Below are 20,227 nucleotides of genomic sequence, written 5' to 3'. Positions count from 1 at the left end.
AACTGGTGTGAAGGAAGCAGTAATTGTTGCGGGTGCAAGAACCCCTGTAGGCAAAGCAAATAAAGGGTCACTTGCTCAGTCAAGACCTGATGATTTAGCAGCGCTAACCATTAAAGAAACATTAAAACGTGCAGGAAATTATAATGGAAATATTGACGACGTTATTATTGGCACTGCTATGCCAGAAGCAGAACAAGGTATGAATATGGCTAGAAATATAGCTGGTCTTGCAGGTTTAGGTCATAATGTACCTGGAATAACAGTTAATCGTTATTGTTCCTCAGGTTTACAAAGCATTGCTTACGCTGCAGAGCGCATTATGGTTGGAGCTAGTGATACCATTATTGCAGGTGGGGCAGAATCTATGAGTCTAATACCAATGGGTGGCCATGTGATTAAACCGAATTCACAGTTAGTTGAAAATGCCCCAGGATATTATATGGGAATGGGGCATACAGCAGAAGAGGTTGCCAATCGTTTTCAAATTTCTAGAGAAGATCAAGACGCTTTTGCGGTAAGAAGTCATCAACGCGCTGCTAAAGCAATCGAAGAAGGTAAATTTACGGATGAAATGGTGCCTGTTGAAGTAACGCATCGGTTCATTAATAATCAAAATAAACCAGAAGAGCAAAAGATAACATTTAAGTTGGATGAAGGAGTACGTCCGGAAACATCTACTGAAATTTTAGCTAAATTAAGGCCTGCATTTCATATCAATGGATCGGTTACTGCAGGAAATTCATCACAAATGAGTGATGGAGCAGCATCCGTGTTAGTAATGGATAGAGAAAAAGCAGAAGCAGATGGGTTAATGCCAATGGTTAAATTTCGTTCATTCGCTGTAGCTGGCGTGGAGCCAGAAATTATGGGAGTTGGGCCGGTAGCTGCTATCCCAAAGGCTTTAAAAATTGCTGGTTTAGAATTGGCGGACATTGATTTATTTGAATTGAACGAGGCGTTTGCTTCTCAATCCGTTCGTGTTATTCAAGCTTTGGATTTAGATATGGATAAAGTCAATGTCAATGGTGGTGCAATAGCGTTAGGACATCCACTAGGTATGACAGGAACGAAATTAACGCTAACACTTATGCATGAAATGAAACGCAGGAAAGTGCAGTTTGGTGTTGTAACCATGTGTATTGGGGGAGGCATGGGAGCAGCAGGTGTTTTTGAACTGATATAATGCATGTTTGTTTGACAAAGATGAAAAATCTAAAGTTTAAATTTTAAAGGGATACGTTTCATGGTGTAAAAATTAATAGAAAAGGGGTTCACATAGATGAGCGAAACAAAAGAAAAAGTATTCAAAGGCGGCGGTTTTTTAGTTGATGATTTAACTGCAGATGACGTCATTACTCCAGAGGATTTTACCGATGAGCATAAGATGATTGCGAAAACGACAGAAGAGTTTGTGGTTGGTGAAGTAGTTCCTAAAATTGACCATTTGGAAAATCATGAATTTGAGCATTCTGTAGATTTATTAAAAAAAGCTGGTGAGTTAGGGTTGTTAGGAGCGGATGTTCCTGAAGAATATGGCGGTTTAGCTTTAGACAAAATCAGTTCTTCTTTAATTACGGAAAAATTTGCTCTTGCGGGTGGTTTTTCGGTTACACATGGTGCACATGTAGGAATTGGCTCATTGCCAATCGTGTTTTTCGGCAACGAGGCGCAAAAGGAAAAGTACTTACCGAAATTAGCTACTGGAGAATTGTTAGCAGCATATGCTTTAACAGAACCAAGCTCAGGTTCAGACGCTTTAGGGGCAAAAGCTACAGCTACGTTAAATGAGACGGGAACACATTATATTTTAAATGGAGAAAAGCAATGGATAACGAATTCAGCTTTTGCTGATGTGTTTGTTGTTTATGCTAAGATTGATGGAGAACATTTCTCCGCATTTATTGTAGAACGTGAATTTCCAGGTGTGTCCACAGGGCCTGAAGAAAAGAAAATGGGAATTAAGAGTTCCTCAACTCGTACGTTGATTTTAGAAGATGCTGAAGTACCAGTAGAAAACTTATTAGGTGAAAAAGGACGGGGCCATATTATCGCATTTAATATTTTAAATGTTGGCCGTTATAAGCTTGCTATTGGTGGTGTTGGTGGAGCGAAGCGTGGCATTGAGTTAGCGGCGAAATATGTAAATGAACGTAAGCAATTTAATAAGCCTATTTCTAGCTTTTCCCTGACAAAAGAGAAACTAGCAACAATGGCTACAGAAACATATGCAAATGAAAGTGCGGTATATCGTACGGTAGGCTTATTTGAGCAGCGAATGGGTGCACTTACGGAGGAGCAATTAAATGACGGTAGAGAAATTGCTAGAGCAATTGCCGAATACCAAATAGAATGTTCGATGAATAAGTATATGTGTACGGAACTATTGGATTTTGTAGCAGATGAAGCTGTTCAACTACATGGTGGCTACGGTTTTATGCAGGAATATGAAGTAGAGCGAATGTACCGCGATTCACGTATTAACCGTATTTTTGAAGGGACAAATGAAATTAATCGCTTATTAGTTCCTGGTACATTATTGAAGAAAGCAATGAAAGGTGAGTTGCCTTTATTACAAAAGGCACAATCACTTCAAGAAGAGCTAATGATGATGATGCCAGAAGAAGTTGGCACAGATGCATTAGAACAAGAAAAACATCTGCTTAAAAATGCGAAGAAAATGGTATTGCTAGGAGCCGGTTTAGCGGCACAGAAATTTATGCAGAACATCGAAAACGAACAAGAAATTCTTGTGAATTTAGCTGATATGATAGCAGAGGTTTACAATATGGAGTCTGCCATTTTGCGTACAGAAAAGGCAATTTACCGAGATGGTGAGGAAAAGAGTATGCAAAAGCTGTTGTATACGCAAGTTTATGTACAAGAAGCGTTTAATCGCATGGAGGCAAATGCTAAAGAAACATTAATTGCTGTAGAAGAAGGAGACACTTTACGAATGATGCTTTCTTCTTTACGTAAGTTAACACGGCATACACCGACAAATGTAATTGCAAAAAAACGCGAAATTGCTACTGCCATTATTGAAGAAGAAAAATATACGCTATAAAAAAGTTATGTAAGAACAAAGGCGCAAGCGCCCGTTTAGCAACGTAGCGATGGATCGAATCAACGAGATAAAGAAATCGCGGTGAACAGATGATGACTTAGTGTAGGGCAATGGAGCCCGACGATACTTTTCGGTTATTTCGTGCTCTACAAGCATCTCATTTTATCATTTCAGATAATAAAAAAGACGTGCTGAATCTAAGGAAATAACAGATTCTAGCTCGTCTTTTTTGTACTATAACACAACAGCTCTCCGCTATTTAGTATGGGAATCAGTAGGTGATTTAGGAGGTTTTACGTCGAGTGTGGGGCAAGATAGTATTTCTATGGGGGAACAATATCCCTTTCATATTGGCGTCTTGGCTCGTAAATTATACCCGCCACGGATCCGTGTCATACCGACTACAATTACTTTTTAACTATGCTATAAACTAAAAAGATTTATACTTATCTATATTGCACACTAAATGTTGTATTAAAAATCAGTAGAAGTTGCATGAATAGAGTGCTGAAAATACAGAGGTTATAACTACGTTGAGGAAAACTTGACACATACAAACCCCATTTTATTCGAATTTCAATTGTTTATTTTGATATAATGATACATATTATAGATTGGGGGCTGTCTAATGCTGACTTTTTACTGGTATCCGAACTGTGGGACATGCAAAAAAGCGAAAAAATGGTTAGATAATCATCAAGTGAATTACAAACCGATACATATAGTTCAAAATCCACCCAATAAAGAAGATATACTTGAACTTATGCAGAAGAGTGGGATGCCTGCAAAGAAATTCTTTAACACAAGTGGTAAAAAATACCGTGAATTAAATATGAAGGAAAAAATAGCAGATGCCACGGAAGAAGAAATGGCGGAGATATTAGCCTCTGACGGAATGCTAATTAAGCGACCAATTGTAACAGATGGCTCTAACGTAACTGTTGGCTTCAAAGAGGAAGAATTTGAAAAAAATTGGCTATAATAGCTTATTCCAACCGAACTGTCGAATAAAAAATCAAGTTGATGAAGGATTGTACGATGTTAACTACAAGTGAAGGGTAAAACTTTTGGATTAATCTATTTAAAATAATACTGGATAATTGGGACTGAACCTTGTATAGTGAAATTGGAATATATCATTTGGAGGGAATAAATATGAGCGTACCAAAGGATTTACTATATTCAAAAGAACACGAATGGGTAAAAAAAGAAGATGGAACTGTGCGCATTGGAATTACTGCATTTGCACAAGATGAGTTAGGTGACATTGTGTTCGTTGAACTACCTGAAGTCGGTGACGAATTAGAAATCAATGAGCCTTTCGGTAGTGTGGAGTCTGTGAAAACAGTGTCGGAATTATATGCTCCTATTAGTGGGAAAGTCGTTGAAATGAATGAAGAATTGGAAGATAGCCCTGAATTAGTGAATGAATCACCATACGAAAAGGCATGGATGGTCGTTGTTGAACCAACGAAGGAAACAGAATTGGATGACTTACTATCTGCGGAAGCTTACGAAGAAATTATCAGTGAATAAATATTAAAAAAACTAGGCTTGTCGCCAAAGTCTTATGGCGAAAGCCTTTGTTTTGGTCTAGGAAATTATGGAAATTATAAATTTTAGCAGCTGTGGATAAACTAACTAAGTTATTTAGCCACGCCCGGCTCCAGCGCCCAGCAACTAGGCGACTTCACTCCATTGCCCTAAGCTAAGTCATCATCGGTTCGTACGAAATAGGAATACCGACTAAAGATGGGCTTGCCGGAGGGCGCTGGCATACTCCTGTTGCAGGAGCATGATTCCTAAAACTTTCGTTGATTCGTTCCACTCGCTACGTTGCTAACTGGGCGCCCCCGAGCCTTTGTTCTTCTTATACTATAAACCTTAAAAACTTGATATTTCCTTATAATGCGAACAAAGCTGATTGCAATGATTTGCAATCAACTTTGTTTATAAGATTGTTAATAATTGTCCGTCTGCTACATAAACTAGGAGTAAACTTATAGGTAATATGAAAACAAGCATTATAGTACAGAGATGACGCCCTGCTAAATGATGTATACATTCAATAGTCAAAAAGCCTCCTAGCTATGCAGTTATCCTTTTGTAAGTAGTATATATTCCCAGCTAGGTTTGCACTATTGAAAGACAGCTAAAGTAAATAAAATATATTTTATTGCAAGCTTGTTGCTTGATTTTTCAAGGAGTGCTGTGTGATGATTACAAATGGATCAGAAAAGGTTATGATTGTAGAAGGATTGACTGATAAGAAGCAAGTGAATAAAGTGATTGCCGAAGAGATCACCATTGTTTGCACAAATGGAACGCTTGGAGTAGAGCGATTTGATCACATGTTGGAGGAATATGGTTTAGATGATAAGGATGTTTTTATTCTTGTCGACGAAGATCCTTCTGGCATCAAGCTTCGTAAACAACTAGCAAGAGAATTGCCACATGCAGAACATGTATATGTAAGTAGCGAGTACAGAGAAGTAGCGACGACACCTGAAAATGTACTAGCTCAAGTTTTAGTGAGTAAACGAATAGCGGTTAATCCTATATTTCTGATTTAATTTAAAGTAAAAAGGTGATAGTTTGCAACAAGTAACAAAAGAGCAACTACAGCAATCCAATTATTTTCTTTATATTTATACGCCACTTTGCGGAACGTGTAATCTTGCTAAAAGTATGTTGCTTAAAATAGAACAAATGCAAAAGCAAGAGATATTTTTAGAAATGAATGCATCACTACATCCAGAATTTATGCAAACGCATCAAATAGCAAGTGTTCCTTGTTTGCTTATAAAGAAAGATGGAGAGCTCGTTGAAAAAATGTATGCATTTCGTGATGTAGCAAATATATACCAACACTTGATCATGCATAGACCAGAATTGTTTTCTTTTCGATAGTAAAATTACATTGACAGATAGCAAGCAACGTGTTATTATGATTTCTATTCCAATTAAATAATAATTAACTCTTATCTTGAGCGGTGGAGGGACTGGCCCTACGAACCCGCGGCAACCTTCAAATAAATGTTTTATTTTGAAAGGTGCTAATTCCTGCAAGGCATATGTCTTGGTAGATGAGGGGACATTTTGACATGTATACGTCTTTCTGTTCTCTTGCAGAAAGGCGTTTTTAATTGCTGATGTGGGCATAATAGTAAAGGGACAAAAAGGAGGACTAAGTGTGATATCGATAGAGGGTTTGCGTAAAGTTTTTACTGCAAACAAGACAGAAACAACGGCTGTTGACGATGTAACCCTTTCGATTAAACAAGGAGATATCTTTGGTGTGATCGGTTATAGTGGTGCAGGAAAAAGTACGTTTGTGCGATTACTGAATCGTTTAGAAGAACCTACAGGTGGTAAGATTTTTATCCGTAATCAAGAAATAACAGCATTAAAAAAGAATGAATTGCGGTTAGCTAGACAAGATATTGGCATGGTATTCCAGCATTTTAATTTGTTATGGTCACGTACTGTAAAAGAAAATATAGCTTTCCCATTAGAAATAGCAGGTGTTGAAAAAGAAGAACGGAACCAACGTGTTCAATCTCTCATTGATTTGGTCGGTTTATCCGGGAAGGAAGCGACTTACCCTTCGCAATTAAGTGGTGGGCAAAAACAGCGGGTTGGCATAGCGAGAGCATTAGCAAACAAGCCTTCCGTATTATTATGTGATGAAGCAACATCCGCATTAGATCCAGAAACAACGAATTCTATTTTGGACTTGCTTGTAGATATAAATCAACAACTAGGCTTAACGATTATATTAATTACACATGAAATGCGCGTGATTCGAAAAATATGTAATCAGGTAGCCGTGATGGAAAATGGAAAAGTGGTAGAACATGGTAATGTTTTGGATGTGTTTGCACACCCCAAAACAGATGTTACGAAAAAGTTCGTTCAACAGCTAATGGGGGATGCAGAAGCCGAGAATGAGTTTGAACATTTAGTTCACACATTTGAGAATGGTAAGTTAATTCGGCTCCATTTTGTAGGCGAAACAACGAACGACGCTTTAATTAGTAAGCTTGTGAAGGCGTATGACATTGACATTAGTATTTTACAAGGGAAAATTACGCGAACGCAGGCCGGTGCGTACGGTACGCTATTTATCCAAATGACTGGTGAAGAATTAGAAATTACTAAAGCAATTCAACACGTAACAGAAAAGACTTCCGTAGAGTTAGAGGTGATCCGCGGTGTTCGCTGATTTATTTGCTACTATTAAAGTAGAAGACATTGTAGAAGCAACGAAAGAAACATTTTATATGACGATTATTGCTTTAATTGGAACCTTTATTTTGGGGATTTTACTTGGGTTACTGTTATTTCTCACTAATAAAGGGGGACTGTGGGAAAATAAATGGGTTAACTTTATCACGGCCACATTTGTAAATGTATTCCGTGCTATTCCTTTTATTATATTAATATTATTGTTATTCCCATTTACTGATTTTCTTGTTGGTACGATAAGAGGCCCTAACGCTGCGCTCCCGGCATTAATTATTGGAGCCGCGCCGTTTTATGGACGGTTGGTGGAAATTGCTTTAAGAGAAGTAGATAAAGGTGTCATAGAGGCTGCTAAAGCAATGGGCGCCAAGACCCGAACAATTATTTTTAAAGTATTGTTACCAGAAGCAATGCCAGCTTTAATTTCAGGACTTACCGTTACTGCCATTGCGCTAATAGGTTATACAGCAATGGCAGGAGCAATTGGGTCAGGAGGCCTGGGGAGCTATGCATATTATTCGGGCTTTCAACGTAGAGATTTTGATATTGTTTTACTTTGTTCCGTTATTATTGTGCTCATTGTATTTCTATTTCAATTTATTGGTGATTATATTACACGCAAATTAGATAAAAGATAAAGGAAATTAATAATTATTATAATGAAGTGTAATTTTGACAAGTGTATGCAAATAAAAACTTTGAAAGAGGAGTGTGTCAACATGAAAAAATATATTCTCTCCATTTTAATCCTTACTGCTTTAGGTGGTTTATTAACTGCTTGTGGTGGGGGAGAAGAAAAAGATGATAATAAAATAACCGTCGGGGCTTCAAGTGTACCACACGCAGAAATATTAGCAGAAGCAAAGCCGATTTTAGAAGAAGAAGGGATTACACTGGAAATTAGTGAATACCAAGACTATGTATTACCGAATGATGATCTTGCGAATGGAGAAATTGATGCTAACTATTATCAACACATCCCCTTTCTTGAGCAAACAATTGATGATACAGGTTACGATTTAGATTATATTGCTGGTATTCATATTGAACCGATGGGTGTATATTCCAAAGGCATATCTAGTGTGGAGGATATTCCAGAAGGAACGGAAGTTATTATGAGTAACTCCGTGCCAGATCACGGGCGAATTTTAACTTTGTTTGAAGAACAAGGACTTATTAAAATAGATGAAGATGTAGACAAAGCACGTGCTACTGTTGATGATATAGTAGAAAACCCAAAAAACTTGACTTTTTTACCTGAATATGAGGCTGCTGTCCTTCCAGAATACTATGAAAGGGAAGAGGATGCCCTTGTAGCTATTAATACGAACTATGCTATTGATGCTGGTCTAAAGCCAGAAGAAGACGGTTTATTTATTGAAGGCGATGAATCTCCTTATGTGAATGTGTTGGCAGTGAAGAAAGAGGATAAAGACGATGAAGCATTAAATAAATTAGCTGAGGTCTTACAATCAGAAGAAATTCAAGCTTTTATGAGGGAGAAATATAATGGAGCAATTGTTCCAGTAAAAGAAAAGAAATAAAATAGCAGCAATAGGCAAAGATTTAGCGGAATTTACTGTATGTGTAGGTATCGCCAACGTATCCGTCTATATGTGAAATTTAACCGCGATTATGCCGAATGAAGCGTTTATATCCATTTTGAGAAGGGAACTTGTCTTATGTTAAGCTTATGATGAGTCAAAACGAGGAAAGGATGATTCCCTATTCATAGTGGAATAAAAATGAAGTACACTTCTGAAATGGAAAAAGCAATGCAGCAATCGCATCATATTGGTTTTGCGGAGTATCAACGCAAGTTAAAACAACGGCTAGCAGTTGAAAAAAAACGGCAGCAAGAATATCAGAAGTGTAAGCTATTTACCTTAGCATATATGAACCAACAACACGGCTAATTATTTTAAAAATGTAGATAAATAATAGTGAAGGGCGTTTGCGATTCGCAATAAACGCCCTTTTGCTGTTGTTGTAAGGTGCCTGCTTCTACAATTTAAACAAGCCTAAGTGAGAAATAGCAACACCGAAATTTTGTCGTAAGAGGGCTTTAGGTGATACCCTTAAGCTACTAAAAAAATATTTAGTGGGGGATGCAACAAACTAAAAGGACGAAAGATGCACTGCGGGTTTATATCCTGATAACCGTTGCCACCATGCATTTTAAATCGTTAAAATAAGTAGAGGCTAAGAATTTGAGTTGTCCATTATCATTAAGATATTATAAAGAATGTCCATTTATACATAGGATTTCCTGTTCTAAAGAGTTGATAATAAATTCGAAATGATTTAAGATTGTAATGAGAATAAATTGAGAATGAATATCACGTTTATAGAGATGTGATATCTATAATAATGAATTTGGAGGTATAAATATGGCTGGATCTACGCTAGAAATCAAGAATTTACACGTATCAATTGAAGATAAGGAGATACTAAAAGGTGTCGACTTAACAATAAAGGGTGGAGAATTTCATGCAATTATGGGACCAAATGGTACTGGGAAATCCACTTTAGCTTCTGCGATTATGGGGCACCCGAAGTATGAAGTTACGGAAGGAAGCATCTTATTGGATGGAGAAGATGTATTGGAAATGGAAGTAGATGAGCGTGCTCGTGCTGGTTTATTCCTTGCCATGCAATACCCAAGTGAAATTAGTGGTGTAACTACTTCTGACTTCTTGCGTTCTTCGATGAATGCTCGCCGTGGCGAAGGAAATGAGATTTCACTTATGAACTTTATTAAAGAAATGGATAATGTTCTTGATTATTTAGAAATTGATAAGAATATGGCGCAAAGATATTTGAATGAAGGGTTTTCTGGCGGGGAGAAAAAGCGTAACGAAATTCTGCAACTTATGCTACTGAAGCCTGAGATCGCCATTTTGGATGAAATCGACTCTGGTTTAGATATTGATGCATTAAAAATAGTGTCTAAAGGCATTAACAAGCTTCGTGACGAAAACTTTGGCTGCTTAATTATTACACACTATCAACGTTTATTAAACTATATAACTCCTGATTTCGTGCATGTCATGATGCAAGGCCGCGTTGTTAAATCTGGTGGACCAGAATTAGCTAAGCGACTTGAATCAGAAGGTTATGAGTGGATTAAAGAAGAATTAGGTATCGAAGACCATACTGTTGAGCAAAATGCGTAACGTAAGGAGGGGTATTTATGACTGTAGAAACCAAGTTACCATACAATAAAGAGTACATTGAACAGTTTTCAAAAGAACGAAATGAACCACAATGGATGTTAGATTTACGACTTCAAGCGTTAAACAAAGCTGAAGATCTAGAATTACCAAAACCGGATAAAACGAAGATTGGTAAATGGAATTTTACGGAGTTTAAACATACAGCAAAAGGTGAGGAAATTACTTCATTACAAGATCTGCCCGTTGAATTACAGGAATATTTGGATGAAAATAACTTGCCTGAGAACCTCCTAATTCAGCGTAACCATTCTGTTGCTCACAGTACATTAAGTAAAGAACTAGAAGATAAAGGTGTTATCTTCACAGATATTTTTACTGCTTTGCAGCAACATGGCGATCTTGTACAGCGCTATTATATGAAAGATGCCGTATCGGTTGATGAGCATCGTTTAACAGCCATGCATGCAGCTTTAATGAACGGTGGTGTTTTTGTTTACATTCCTAAAAATGTTGTTGTTGAAGCACCTTTACAAGCTATATTCTGGCAGGAAGATCCAGAGCTTTCTATGTTTAACCATGTGCTCGTGGTCGCAGAACAGGGCAGTTCAGTAACGTATGTAGAAAACTATATTTCTCATAATGAAAACGAATCAACGGTTGCAAATATTGTAACAGAAGTTATTGCCCAGGATAATGCAAAAGTTTCCTTTGGAGCGGTGGATAATTTTGCCGCAGGTACTACGGCTTACAATAACCGTCGTGGGGTTGCTTACCGGGACGCAACGATTGAGTGGGCACTAGGACAAATGAATGATGGTAACACCGTCTCAGAGAATATTACCCATTTAGTTGGCGAGAATTCACTTTCCAATGCGAAGACAGTATCTGTTGGCCGTGGAAAACAAACACAAAACTTTACTGCAAAAATTGTCCATTTTGGTAAAAATTCAGAAGGATATATTTTACAACACGGTGTAATGAAGGAAGGAGCTACTTCTATTTTTAACGGAATTGGTAAAATAGAACATGGTGCTTCTAAATCAAATGCGGAGCAAGAATCTCGTGTACTCATGTTAAGTGAGAAAGCTCGTGGAGATGCAAACCCGATTTTATTAATCGATGAAGATGATGTAACTGCTGGTCACGCAGCTTCTGTTGGGAGAGTAGACCCATTACAGCTTTATTATTTAATGAGTCGAGGAATTACACAAGAAGAAGCAGAACGTCTAATTATTCATGGTTTCTTAGCTCCAGTAGTAAATCAACTTCCAATTGAAGCGGTGAAAAATCAATTGACGCAAGTTATTGAAAGGAAGGTATATTAATGGATGTTAAAGCCATTCGGGAGCAATTTCCTATTCTCAACCAGGAAGTGAATGGCCATCCTTTTGTTTATTTAGATTCTTCAGCGACTTCACAAAAGCCTATCCAAGTGATTGAAGCTGTAGATACCTATTATCGGACATATAATTCCAATGTTCATCGTGGCGTGCATACGCTAGGGACAAAAGCAACAACTGCGTATGAGGGAGCAAGAGAAAAAGTGCGTCGTTTTATTCATGCATCCAGTAGTGCCGAAATTATTTTTACGCGAGGAACTACAACGGCAATTAATACCATTGCAACTAGCTACGCACGGACTAACTTACAAGCTGGGGATGAAATTATAATTACGCCAATGGAGCATCATAGTAATATCATCCCTTGGCAACAAGCTGCCAAAGCCACCGGTGCTACATTAAAATATATACCATTACAAGAGGATGGGACGATCCGGTTAGAAGATGTCAGGGAAATGGTTTCCGAACAAACAAAAATAGTTGCAATGACGCATGTGTCTAATGTGTTAGGTACGATCAATCCAATAAAAGAAGTAGCCACTATAGCTCATGATCATGGTGCTATTATGGTAGTAGATGGAGCACAAGGCGCACCGCATATGAAAGTAGATGTTCAAGAGCTGGATTGTGATTTCTATGCTTTTTCAGGTCATAAAATGTGCGCTCCAACTGGTATTGGTGTACTTTATGGAAAAAAAGAATTGCTCGAAAATATGGAGCCAGTTGAATTTGGCGGAGAAATGATTGATTTCGTAAATCTTTATGACTCCACATGGAAAGAGCTTCCATGGAAATTTGAAGGTGGTACGCCAATTATTGCTGGTGCTATAGGTTTAGGCGCCGCTATTGATTTTATCGAAGACATCGGTATGGATGCTATTTCAAAGCATGAGGAAAAACTTGCCACATATGCCTATGAAAAGATGCAAGCGATGGATGGAATTACGATTTATGGTCCAAAACATCGTGCTGCGCTTATTACGTTTAATCTTGACGATGTCCATCCTCATGATACAGCAACCGTTTTAGATGCAGATGGCATTGCTGTTCGAGCAGGTCATCATTGTGCACAGCCATTGATGCGTTGGCTTGATGTGACAGCAACGGCGAGAGCAAGCCTCTATTTGTATAATACAGAAGAAGATGTTGACCGTCTCGTAGACGGACTCAAGAAGACAAAGGAGTATTTTGGGAATGGCTTTTAATAACCTAGATACACTTTACAGACAAGTAATTATGGATCATTATAAAAACCCGCGGAACAAAGGCAATTTAGATGGAGATACTTTGACAGTCGACATGAACAATCCTACTTGCGGAGATCGAATTCAGCTTAACATGCAAGTAGAAGATGGGATTGTTAAAGATGCCAAATTTGAAGGTGAGGGCTGTTCGATTAGTATGGCCTCAGCTTCTATGATGACCCAAGCAATTAAAGGGTTAGAAGTTGAAAAAGCTTTGAAAATGTCCGAGATGTTCTCCAAAATGATGTTAGGAGAAGATGTTGATACGACAGGCCTAGATGTAGGAGATATTGAAGCGCTGCAAGGTGTATCCAAGTTTCCTGCAAGAATTAAATGTGCCACCCTTTGTTGGAAAGCAATGGAAAAGGGTGTTAAAGACGAATAAAAGTCAAATGCAATGAAGACGCGATTGACTCTATTTGAATTATCCTAAAAGGAGGGGTTTATTAATGGCAAAAAACATGCCAGAAATCGAAGAGTATAAATATGGGTTTCATGATCGTGACGTTTCTGTCTTTCGCTCAGGAAAAGGTCTGACTCGCGAAATTGTTGAAGAGATTTCCAGAATGAAGGAAGAACCGCAATGGATGCTTGATTACCGTCTTAAAGCGTTGGAACATTTCTATGAGCGTCCAATGCCTCAATGGGGTGGAGACCTTTCAGAGTTGAATTTTGATGAAATTGTTTACTATGTGAAGCCTTCAGAAAAACAAGGAAGAACATGGGATGAAGTACCAGAAGAAATCAAACGAACTTTTGATAAGCTAGGTATCCCTGAAGCGGAACAAAAATATTTAGCAGGTGTTTCTGCGCAATATGAATCTGAAGTTGTTTACCATAGTTTAAAAGAAGATTTAGAAGAAATGGGTATCGTATTCAAGGATACCGATACAGCACTAAAAGAAAATGAAGAGCTATTCAAAGAATATTTTGGTAAAGTGATTCCAGCAACAGACAATAAATTTGCTGCTTTAAATTCAGCTGTTTGGTCTGGAGGTTCATTTATATATGTACCAAAAGGTGTAAAGACGACAACGCCACTCCAAGCTTATTTCCGTATTAACTCAGAAAACATGGGACAGTTTGAGCGTACGTTGATTATCGTTGATGAAGGTGCTTCTGTCCATTATGTAGAAGGTTGTACAGCACCAATTTATACGACTAATTCATTACACAGTGCAGTCGTAGAAATCTTTGTTAAAAAAGACGCTTATTGCCGTTACACTACGATCCAAAACTGGGCAAACAACGTTTATAACCTAGTAACTAAGCGTGCTACCTGTGATGAGAATGCGACAATGGAATGGATTGACGGTAATATTGGCTCTAAAATTACGATGAAGTATCCTGCAGTGCTTTTAAAAGGGGAGGGTTCTCGTGGTTACACACTTTCTATTGCCTTTGCTGGAAAAGGGCAGTTGCAAGATGCTGGTGCAAAAATGCATCACCTAGCACCTAATACGTCATCTTCAATTGTTTCGAAGTCTATTTCAAAAAATGGCGGAAAAGTATCTTACCGAGGACTTGTGCATTTTGGACGTAAAGCATCAGGTGCTCGCTCGAACATTGAATGCGATACGCTTATTATGGATAATGAATCCACATCCGATACGATTCCATACAATGAAATAAACAATGACAATATTTCATTGGAGCATGAAGCAAAAGTGTCCAAAGTTTCTGAAGAGCAGCTGTTCTATCTGATGAGCCGTGGCTTAACAGAAGAAGAAGCAACAGAAATGATCGTTATGGGCTTCATTGAACCATTCACAAAAGAACTACCAATGGAATATGCAGTTGAAATGAACCGGTTAATTTCGTTTGAAATGGAAGGGTCAATTGGATAATATGAATAAACAACTCCCTTGTTACAACGATGTCTGTGACAAGGGGGTTTTTTCTTGAGCTATAAAAAAGATGAAGGAATATGAAAAGCTTACTCTTTTAAGGGAAATCAACGTAGCATGTGGGGTTTATTTTCTTCATTTTAGGTGTATTTTTGCATTCAAAGGTTTAATGGGACTTTCGTTTTTAAGGAATAATGTCTTTCTATATCCTTCTTTTGCCTTGTATGTAACGCTTATTTCAACAATCCTATTTTTTAGCAATCATTGCACTTGGTTTGACTATAGGCTTTCTCGGTTAGTTCAGCATGATATATGCGTTAATTCTCCACTACAGAAAAATTTAGTTTATACTTATAATGAAGGGTTTTATTTTTGGAAAAAATTAAATTTTCAAGGAGAGGGGATTTTTTTTATGAATGCAATTGGGTTATTGCTATTACAATTTGAAGAAATTAGAAGCAGAAGCATAAAAGTGTGGGAGGCCATTCCTGAGGAAATGTTGCATTGGAAACCTGATGAAGAAGCTTTAACATGTGCTGAAATGATTAGACATTTATTAGAAGCTGAGTTCCTTTTCCATCACGTTCTTATAGGTAGAGGTGGTAAGGGGCTTGTTAATTTGGATAATCCATTTGAAGCAAAAGAATTTATATCAGTGGAAGATGAACTTAAATTTGCTAAGCCTTTTCGAGAGAGGTTTTTGGAATATATTCAAACACTGGACGCGCATGACTTAGAGAATATAGAAATAGATCTAATTGATGAAGGAGGTTATATGAAACAGCTAGGTGCAATGTTAGTACGGATTGCTTACCATGAGTCAGTTCATACAGGTCAATTGCTAGACTACATGAGAACAATGAGAATTACCCGTCCGAAGATATGGGATTAAAGGTTTATAAAGAAATACGTAAAAAGTTTAATTCAAGCTATCGTTTTTAGGGTGTGCTGTATTTATCCCGGATATAAGGTGTTGTAAGACGACCACTTCAAGAATTGGAAGATGCGAGCTGAACAAGTCTAGGTGGGAGATAACAGCACCAAAATTTCTTTTTTAGCTTAAGGTTGACACCATCTCACTACATGTGGATAACTATGTTTTGCCAAGGCAGCGATTATCCACATTCTCACCTTATGTAAAGCCACAAGCGACTCAATTCATAAATGGTCTAAGTACTGACCATGATATTATAAATCATTTGAGCTCTGGACAACTATCGGTATTTTCGTTATGTTAGGCGAAGGAGCGAGGAATATGGAAAGGGTATGTATGCAGCAATAATAAAACTTATTCTAAGTGAAAAAATCGTAGCTAATATTTAGCTACGATTAGAAAGTATGGTTTTTTTACAGCTTTAATTTCTGTAAAATAGCTGTTAAATTGTTATTAGTATGGTGTCCAATGATATTACCATACTGGAATGCTCTATCTGCTCTTGCTTGAAATTCTTCTATCCAATTTCTATTTCCCCATTCATTAGCTTGTGTAGCATACATTGTGAAATGAGGGGATATTCCAGTTGCTTGTTGTTTTAAAGATTCTGTCGCTCTATTAAAATCAAAAGTGAAGCCTGCATGTTCTCTAAGGGATATGTGGCCTGCTTCATACAAAGCGGTACTTATCGCGTTGAGATCTTCAAAAGAAGCATTCGTAATATCGTATTTTTCAGAAAGTTCTCTCCAAATATTCGGTGTATCTTTTTTTGCTGCTGATGTTTCTTGAGTTTGCTTCATGTCTTTGTTAAAATGGTCTTCCGTTTCTGTGTTTTTTATATTTGTATTTGCTGGTAGAGTATGGGCTGTTATTGCATTCATTTGACTAATATTCATATTATTTTCTCCTATTGTTTTTTGTTATCTCATATTTATCCTAGCGCTCATTGTATTCCAAGGTGCGTTGATAGAGGTAGCTTGATAAGTAAATCTACCATTCTCATATCCGCTGGCGTCCCACCACCGAAAATACCCATCAATGATTCGATCCCCATTCAAATCAATGGCTTCGTCCATAAGCATTGGGATATTTCCACCATTCATTTGGGCTATCCTTGATGTATTTCTACTATAGCCAATTTCCCTTGTAACAATGTACATTTCTTCTCCACCATGATCTTCAATAGATGTTAATTGATTTAGTGCAAAATATTCATACTGTGGGTAATGAGTGGAAATAGCTGCATATACACGTAAAGAAGTTAAAGGAGGAGCGGGTCCTTGAAGAGTTATACCTTCTACGGATCCGTCTTTCGCTACATCTTCTTCAATAAATTGAGCATCTGGATATTCCTCTTGAAGAGACTGTAAAGCTTGATCCTTTAGCAACTTTTTATGCAAAGTAATAGATTCGTCAACAGAAGACGCTGAAACTGCCCCTGCCGTTAAGAAAAGCGTTAAGGCTATGACTACTGCGGTAAGTCCTTTTTTCATATAAATAAACCTCCTCATCGTTTTTTCTTAATTGAGTTAAGTTAACCCAATATTATAATATGTTTATTTTATCGGAATATTAATGAAAAAAATTTAGAGAAAATCATTTTTTATTATTCTTAGCTATAAATTATTTTGATAAAAGATGTTTTCTATAATTAATTGTTTACTATCCACTAATATGTAGCACAGATAAATGGAGCAACTTATGCGACAGACTTAATTAACTTTAGAAATGAAGATGATGAGAAGAAAGGAGGAAATCAAAAAATAGATGCGTTTTAAAATTGGAGTATTATAGAAGGCTTTAATCGATATAGTGTTTTACAAATAATTTTATGGATATAATGGTAAAAATATATGTTATAATAAATATAATCAGTTTACCGTTTCAGGAAGTCATGACTAAATGGCAAAATTAACAATTGAATCTAAAGAGTTTCAACAAGTCCTTGCTAATCTCCGTTTCGAAAACATGTTTCTTTCACCTGAGCTTTAAAAGAAAGTTGTCAGTCTAGTGAATAATGATGAAATGATTACCCAAGAGGCGGTAAAGAGGATTATTGCAAATGGATAAATATAATATAGAAAATCAAGCGGATTATTTATTGGAAAGCATTTTTTGGAGCTACTTCATATGATGAACTAGAGCAACTGGAAGCGGTTGCTTTTTCTATACGTGCTTCACAAGTAGCGATTAATGGTTTTAATTGGCTTGTCTCTTTCACAATGGAAGCGCTTGAGCAATTACATTTTATTTATTTCAGGATATTTATCCGTTTGCTGGTAAAATTAGAAACGTTCAACTGATGAAAGGGAAACTAAATCTTGTCAAGCTACATTATAGTAAATGAGCATAGTAACACTTATTTACGGAGCAATTTAACATGAAAAGGTACAAGGAATCCAAATGCAATAATGTAGGCAGCTATGGAAACAAAGGGATTCCACCCAGTATATTTCAGGTAATCCAAATGTACCATAGTCCATTCCAATAAAGCAGAAATAATTGTAAATAATACTACTAAAAACCATTTGTTTTTATGCGTATAATAGTTAATAAATAATATTGCTAAAGAGGAAGGGACAAACGTATACACTAAAATTTCCGCAAGTCCAGCTGTTTTTGGATCAGCAAGATGTATTAAATCTAATGTTCTGGCAACTAATGAATCGCTAAGCCAAGTTATAAATCCAATAATTCCAAAAGTGGCGTATAGCTCTTTCCAAGTAATATGTTTTTTAGGGATAAAAAGTATAGTGAGTACTAAAATGATGCTAATCGTAATAGGAAACCAAATTCCTTTTGAATGCAAATCAAGATTGTGGATAACTTTATCCATATTTCATTCTCCTTTATTTAGACAGATATAATTAACTAGTATTTATATTAGTCATTGTGTGTATATCATAGTCACCATCTCCTGATGTTTCTAAAGTGGCTTAAGCAAAAAAATTATAAATCCTTTTGCACATCTTATCTTAAAGTCAATCTCTATTTAATGAACGATTTTCTTTCATCACTTGCCCAGGTTTATCTACTCATTATGAATCTGGACTCTCAGAGCGCTTTACATCCGGGTTAAAACTTAGGCGATAAACAAAGCTTGCCATAATAGCGGGCACCTCATACATAGTATTGGTTTTTTTTAAGGAGATATACACTATAAACAAGAATAAAGGGTGAGGAAGCTGACTTGTAAATATAAAATAATCAACCATCAAAAAAACATGATACAATGGGCGAATTCGTTAGGGAAAATCCCCCATCGATTTTGGTTTCAGCCAATAGAGGATGGAAAGTGGAGCGTTGCAGAAATAATAAGTCATTTTATTCCATGGGATAAATTTGTAATTAACGATCGAGTTCCTGCTGTTCTAACAAGCACAGTTTTATGTCCTCCACCTGATAGAGAATTGGTGAACAAAATAGCAGCGATTAAAGGCCGTAATCATGAACAATCAATAACAATTAAACATTTTTTAAATGGTAGAGAGAGAATGTTCTCTATGTTAGAGGCAATGGAAATGCATCATTTTGAGAAGGGCTTTTCTATTGGGGGAAGCAAGCTCACAATATGTACATATCTTGACGGTTTAGTTAGTCATGATCTACATCATAAAGCACAAATAAATGGATACATTAATAGAACATATAACCTAAATCTAACTATCGATCGCTGGCAAGCGATGGTGGAGTAGATTTTAAAGGGGAATTATGAATGTTTACGTATGCACGGAGCAATAATAGTACGGTATTCGTTGAAAAAAATGTGTTTAATACGAATAAAATATTTAACCAAATTGCATTTGATAAACAGGAGCTCCATTGTGCTGACATTGTTCAACAACACATGGAGTCAAAGCGATTGCAAACGGAAAGGTACGTTATTCAAAATAACGACATCCCTATGGGAATTTTGGAATATGGAATGCATAGTCCTCGAACGAATATGCCTTGGCTAACACTTTTGCTTATAGATAAGAAATATCAAGGAAAGGGGCTAGCTAAAAATGTTTACTTACAGTTTGAAACATGGATGCAAGTAAACGGAGCTCCTAAGATCCAAATTGCTGTCCATGCTAACAATGAGAAAGCACTATTATTTTGGAGTGATATGGGTTTTAGGCAGTATGATGAACGTGTTTACCAAGCAAAGCGCTATTATAGTTTGGAAAAGAGATTATAAAGTGAATCTTCAATCGAAGTTTTTTCTTTCTGACTCATAAATATGGATTTTCGAAACGAGAAGCGCTCATATACACGTATACAACTGAGATGAAATTTTTAAGAGCTGGACGGCAAACCAGACTTATTAGGTATTAGGTGAGTTTTGAAAAAACAAGGCCATTTCCAACCGTGCAGTTACTATGTTGTTCTGAA

The 20,227-nt window shown here is 36.9% G+C and carries 23 protein-coding genes and 1 riboswitch; of the genes, 19 read left to right on the top strand and 4 right to left on the bottom strand.

Going from position 1 to position 20,227, the window contains the following annotated elements; all coding sequences use genetic code 11:
- Nucleotides 1-7: 7 nt before the first annotated feature.
- From BUB45_RS08480 to BUB45_RS08410, 17 genes are all read left to right on the top strand, one after another.
- Nucleotides 8-1,183 carry an acetyl-CoA C-acetyltransferase gene (locus BUB45_RS08480; RefSeq protein WP_073007356.1) on the top strand — a complete coding sequence of 392 codons (1,176 nt, stop codon included), beginning with the start codon at nucleotides 8-10 and terminating at the stop codon, nucleotides 1,181-1,183.
- A 96-nt stretch (nucleotides 1,184-1,279) separates the two neighbouring features.
- Nucleotides 1,280-3,064, top strand: a complete 1,785-nt coding sequence (locus tag BUB45_RS08475; RefSeq protein ID WP_073007353.1) for an acyl-CoA dehydrogenase family protein — start codon at nucleotides 1,280-1,282, stop codon at nucleotides 3,062-3,064.
- 229 nt (nucleotides 3,065-3,293) lie between these two features.
- Entirely contained in the window at nucleotides 3,294-3,482 is a 189-nt protein-coding gene (locus BUB45_RS20150; protein ID WP_212590755.1) for a hypothetical protein, read from the top strand.
- Between the two features lie 210 nt (nucleotides 3,483-3,692).
- Nucleotides 3,693-4,046: an arsenate reductase family protein gene (locus tag BUB45_RS08470; RefSeq protein ID WP_073007350.1), complete on the top strand. Its 354-nt coding sequence runs from the start codon at nucleotides 3,693-3,695 to the stop codon at nucleotides 4,044-4,046.
- 173 nt (nucleotides 4,047-4,219) lie between these two features.
- On the top strand, nucleotides 4,220-4,600 hold the full coding sequence (gcvH, locus tag BUB45_RS08465) for a glycine cleavage system protein GcvH (RefSeq protein WP_073007348.1): 381 nt from the start codon (nucleotides 4,220-4,222) through the stop codon (nucleotides 4,598-4,600).
- A 680-nt stretch (nucleotides 4,601-5,280) separates the two neighbouring features.
- Nucleotides 5,281-5,637 carry a toprim domain-containing protein gene (locus BUB45_RS08460; RefSeq protein WP_073007345.1) on the top strand — a complete coding sequence of 119 codons (357 nt, stop codon included), beginning with the start codon at nucleotides 5,281-5,283 and terminating at the stop codon, nucleotides 5,635-5,637.
- A gap of 22 nt (nucleotides 5,638-5,659) precedes the next feature.
- Entirely contained in the window at nucleotides 5,660-5,974 is a 315-nt protein-coding gene (locus BUB45_RS08455; RefSeq protein ID WP_073007342.1) for a thioredoxin family protein, read from the top strand.
- A gap of 68 nt (nucleotides 5,975-6,042) precedes the next feature.
- Nucleotides 6,043-6,157: riboswitch (SAM riboswitch) on the top strand.
- 100 nt (nucleotides 6,158-6,257) lie between these two features.
- The gene (locus tag BUB45_RS08450) at nucleotides 6,258-7,289 is read left to right on the top strand and encodes a methionine ABC transporter ATP-binding protein (RefSeq protein ID WP_073007339.1); all 1,032 of its coding nucleotides are present in this window, start codon (nucleotides 6,258-6,260) and stop codon (nucleotides 7,287-7,289) included.
- On the top strand, nucleotides 7,279-7,947 hold the full coding sequence (locus BUB45_RS08445) for a methionine ABC transporter permease (RefSeq protein ID WP_073007337.1): 669 nt from the start codon (nucleotides 7,279-7,281) through the stop codon (nucleotides 7,945-7,947). Before BUB45_RS08450 ends, BUB45_RS08445 begins: the two co-directional genes overlap by 11 nt.
- An 81-nt stretch (nucleotides 7,948-8,028) precedes the next feature.
- The gene (locus BUB45_RS08440; protein ID WP_073007334.1) at nucleotides 8,029-8,853 is read left to right on the top strand and encodes a MetQ/NlpA family ABC transporter substrate-binding protein; all 825 of its coding nucleotides are present in this window, start codon (nucleotides 8,029-8,031) and stop codon (nucleotides 8,851-8,853) included.
- A 201-nt stretch (nucleotides 8,854-9,054) separates the two neighbouring features.
- The gene (locus BUB45_RS19835; RefSeq protein ID WP_164085238.1) at nucleotides 9,055-9,225 is read left to right on the top strand and encodes a YuzK family famiily protein; all 171 of its coding nucleotides are present in this window, start codon (nucleotides 9,055-9,057) and stop codon (nucleotides 9,223-9,225) included.
- Nucleotides 9,226-9,699: 474 nt separating this feature from the next.
- Nucleotides 9,700-10,485: a Fe-S cluster assembly ATPase SufC gene (gene sufC, locus BUB45_RS08435; RefSeq protein ID WP_073007331.1), complete on the top strand. Its 786-nt coding sequence runs from the start codon at nucleotides 9,700-9,702 to the stop codon at nucleotides 10,483-10,485.
- 17 nt (nucleotides 10,486-10,502) lie between these two features.
- Nucleotides 10,503-11,810: a Fe-S cluster assembly protein SufD gene (gene sufD / locus BUB45_RS08430; RefSeq protein WP_073007330.1), complete on the top strand. Its 1,308-nt coding sequence runs from the start codon at nucleotides 10,503-10,505 to the stop codon at nucleotides 11,808-11,810.
- Nucleotides 11,810-13,030: a cysteine desulfurase gene (locus BUB45_RS08425; RefSeq protein WP_073007327.1), complete on the top strand. Its 1,221-nt coding sequence runs from the start codon at nucleotides 11,810-11,812 to the stop codon at nucleotides 13,028-13,030. Before sufD ends, BUB45_RS08425 begins: the two co-directional genes overlap by 1 nt.
- Entirely contained in the window at nucleotides 13,020-13,454 is a 435-nt protein-coding gene (gene sufU / locus BUB45_RS08420; protein WP_073007324.1) for a Fe-S cluster assembly sulfur transfer protein SufU, read from the top strand. The genes BUB45_RS08425 and sufU overlap by 11 nt, the downstream gene beginning before the upstream one ends.
- A 64-nt stretch (nucleotides 13,455-13,518) precedes the next feature.
- A complete protein-coding gene (sufB, locus tag BUB45_RS08415; RefSeq protein ID WP_073007322.1) occupies nucleotides 13,519-14,916 on the top strand; it encodes a Fe-S cluster assembly protein SufB in 1,398 nt (465 codons plus the stop codon).
- A gap of 412 nt (nucleotides 14,917-15,328) precedes the next feature.
- Nucleotides 15,329-15,808, top strand: a complete 480-nt coding sequence (locus BUB45_RS08410; RefSeq protein WP_073007813.1) for a DinB family protein — start codon at nucleotides 15,329-15,331, stop codon at nucleotides 15,806-15,808.
- 455 nt (nucleotides 15,809-16,263) lie between these two features.
- Here the strand turns inward: BUB45_RS08410 and BUB45_RS08405 are convergent, their stop codons facing one another.
- The 4 genes from BUB45_RS08405 to BUB45_RS08395 all read right to left on the bottom strand — a co-directional run bounded on the left by BUB45_RS08405 (nucleotide 16,264) and on the right by BUB45_RS08395 (nucleotide 18,686).
- Entirely contained in the window at nucleotides 16,264-16,746 is a 483-nt protein-coding gene (locus BUB45_RS08405; protein ID WP_073007319.1) for a hypothetical protein, read from the bottom strand.
- 24 nt (nucleotides 16,747-16,770) lie between these two features.
- Complete coding sequence (locus BUB45_RS19345; RefSeq protein ID WP_212590754.1) at nucleotides 16,771-17,343, bottom strand: DUF4879 domain-containing protein; 573 nt, start codon at nucleotides 17,341-17,343, stop codon at nucleotides 16,771-16,773.
- Between the two features lie 605 nt (nucleotides 17,344-17,948).
- Nucleotides 17,949-18,071, bottom strand: coding sequence for a hypothetical protein (locus BUB45_RS20610; protein ID WP_280157382.1), 123 nt, complete (start codon nucleotides 18,069-18,071; stop codon nucleotides 17,949-17,951).
- Nucleotides 18,072-18,209: 138 nt separating this feature from the next.
- Nucleotides 18,210-18,686: a hypothetical protein gene (locus tag BUB45_RS08395; RefSeq protein ID WP_073007316.1), complete on the bottom strand. Its 477-nt coding sequence runs from the start codon at nucleotides 18,684-18,686 to the stop codon at nucleotides 18,210-18,212.
- 388 nt (nucleotides 18,687-19,074) lie between these two features.
- Here BUB45_RS08395 and BUB45_RS08390 point away from each other — a divergent pair, with 388 nt between their 5' ends.
- On the top strand, nucleotides 19,075-19,545 hold the full coding sequence (locus BUB45_RS08390) for a hypothetical protein (RefSeq protein WP_139300123.1): 471 nt from the start codon (nucleotides 19,075-19,077) through the stop codon (nucleotides 19,543-19,545).
- A 20-nt stretch (nucleotides 19,546-19,565) separates the two neighbouring features.
- Nucleotides 19,566-20,033, top strand: a complete 468-nt coding sequence (locus BUB45_RS08385; protein WP_073007311.1) for a GNAT family N-acetyltransferase — start codon at nucleotides 19,566-19,568, stop codon at nucleotides 20,031-20,033.
- The last annotated feature ends 194 nt before the right edge of the window (nucleotides 20,034-20,227 follow it).

Origin of the sequence: Virgibacillus chiguensis, assembly GCF_900129865.1 — a bacterium.
Taxonomy (GTDB): Bacteria; Bacillota; Bacilli; order Bacillales; family Amphibacillaceae; genus Virgibacillus; species Virgibacillus chiguensis.
This window is presented reverse-complemented; position numbering and strand designations above follow the sequence as displayed.

What these genes read in the sequence shown, in the direction of transcription:
- BUB45_RS08475 (WP_073007353.1), top strand. Translation starts at nt 1,280, where the DNA reads ATGAGCGAAACAAAAGAAAAAGTATTCAAAGGCGGCGGTTTTTTAGTT.
- BUB45_RS08470 (WP_073007350.1), top strand. Translation starts at nt 3,693, where the DNA reads ATGCTGACTTTTTACTGGTATCCGAACTGTGGGACATGCAAAAAAGCG.
- gcvH (WP_073007348.1), top strand. Translation starts at nt 4,220, where the DNA reads ATGAGCGTACCAAAGGATTTACTATATTCAAAAGAACACGAATGGGTA.
- BUB45_RS08460 (WP_073007345.1), top strand. Translation starts at nt 5,281, where the DNA reads ATGATTACAAATGGATCAGAAAAGGTTATGATTGTAGAAGGATTGACT.
- BUB45_RS08440 (WP_073007334.1), top strand. Translation starts at nt 8,029, where the DNA reads ATGAAAAAATATATTCTCTCCATTTTAATCCTTACTGCTTTAGGTGGT.
- BUB45_RS19835 (WP_164085238.1), top strand. Translation starts at nt 9,055, where the DNA reads ATGAAGTACACTTCTGAAATGGAAAAAGCAATGCAGCAATCGCATCAT.
- sufC (WP_073007331.1), top strand. Translation starts at nt 9,700, where the DNA reads ATGGCTGGATCTACGCTAGAAATCAAGAATTTACACGTATCAATTGAA.
- sufD (WP_073007330.1), top strand. Translation starts at nt 10,503, where the DNA reads ATGACTGTAGAAACCAAGTTACCATACAATAAAGAGTACATTGAACAG.
- BUB45_RS08425 (WP_073007327.1), top strand. Translation starts at nt 11,810, where the DNA reads ATGGATGTTAAAGCCATTCGGGAGCAATTTCCTATTCTCAACCAGGAA.
- sufU (WP_073007324.1), top strand. Translation starts at nt 13,020, where the DNA reads ATGGCTTTTAATAACCTAGATACACTTTACAGACAAGTAATTATGGAT.
- sufB (WP_073007322.1), top strand. Translation starts at nt 13,519, where the DNA reads ATGGCAAAAAACATGCCAGAAATCGAAGAGTATAAATATGGGTTTCAT.
- BUB45_RS08410 (WP_073007813.1), top strand. Translation starts at nt 15,329, where the DNA reads ATGAATGCAATTGGGTTATTGCTATTACAATTTGAAGAAATTAGAAGC.
- BUB45_RS08405 (WP_073007319.1), bottom strand. Translation starts at nt 16,746, where the DNA reads ATGAATATTAGTCAAATGAATGCAATAACAGCCCATACTCTACCAGCA.
- BUB45_RS19345 (WP_212590754.1), bottom strand. Translation starts at nt 17,343, where the DNA reads ATGAAAAAAGGACTTACCGCAGTAGTCATAGCCTTAACGCTTTTCTTA.
- BUB45_RS08395 (WP_073007316.1), bottom strand. Translation starts at nt 18,686, where the DNA reads ATGGATAAAGTTATCCACAATCTTGATTTGCATTCAAAAGGAATTTGG.
- BUB45_RS08390 (WP_139300123.1), top strand. Translation starts at nt 19,075, where the DNA reads ATGATACAATGGGCGAATTCGTTAGGGAAAATCCCCCATCGATTTTGG.
- BUB45_RS08385 (WP_073007311.1), top strand. Translation starts at nt 19,566, where the DNA reads ATGTTTACGTATGCACGGAGCAATAATAGTACGGTATTCGTTGAAAAA.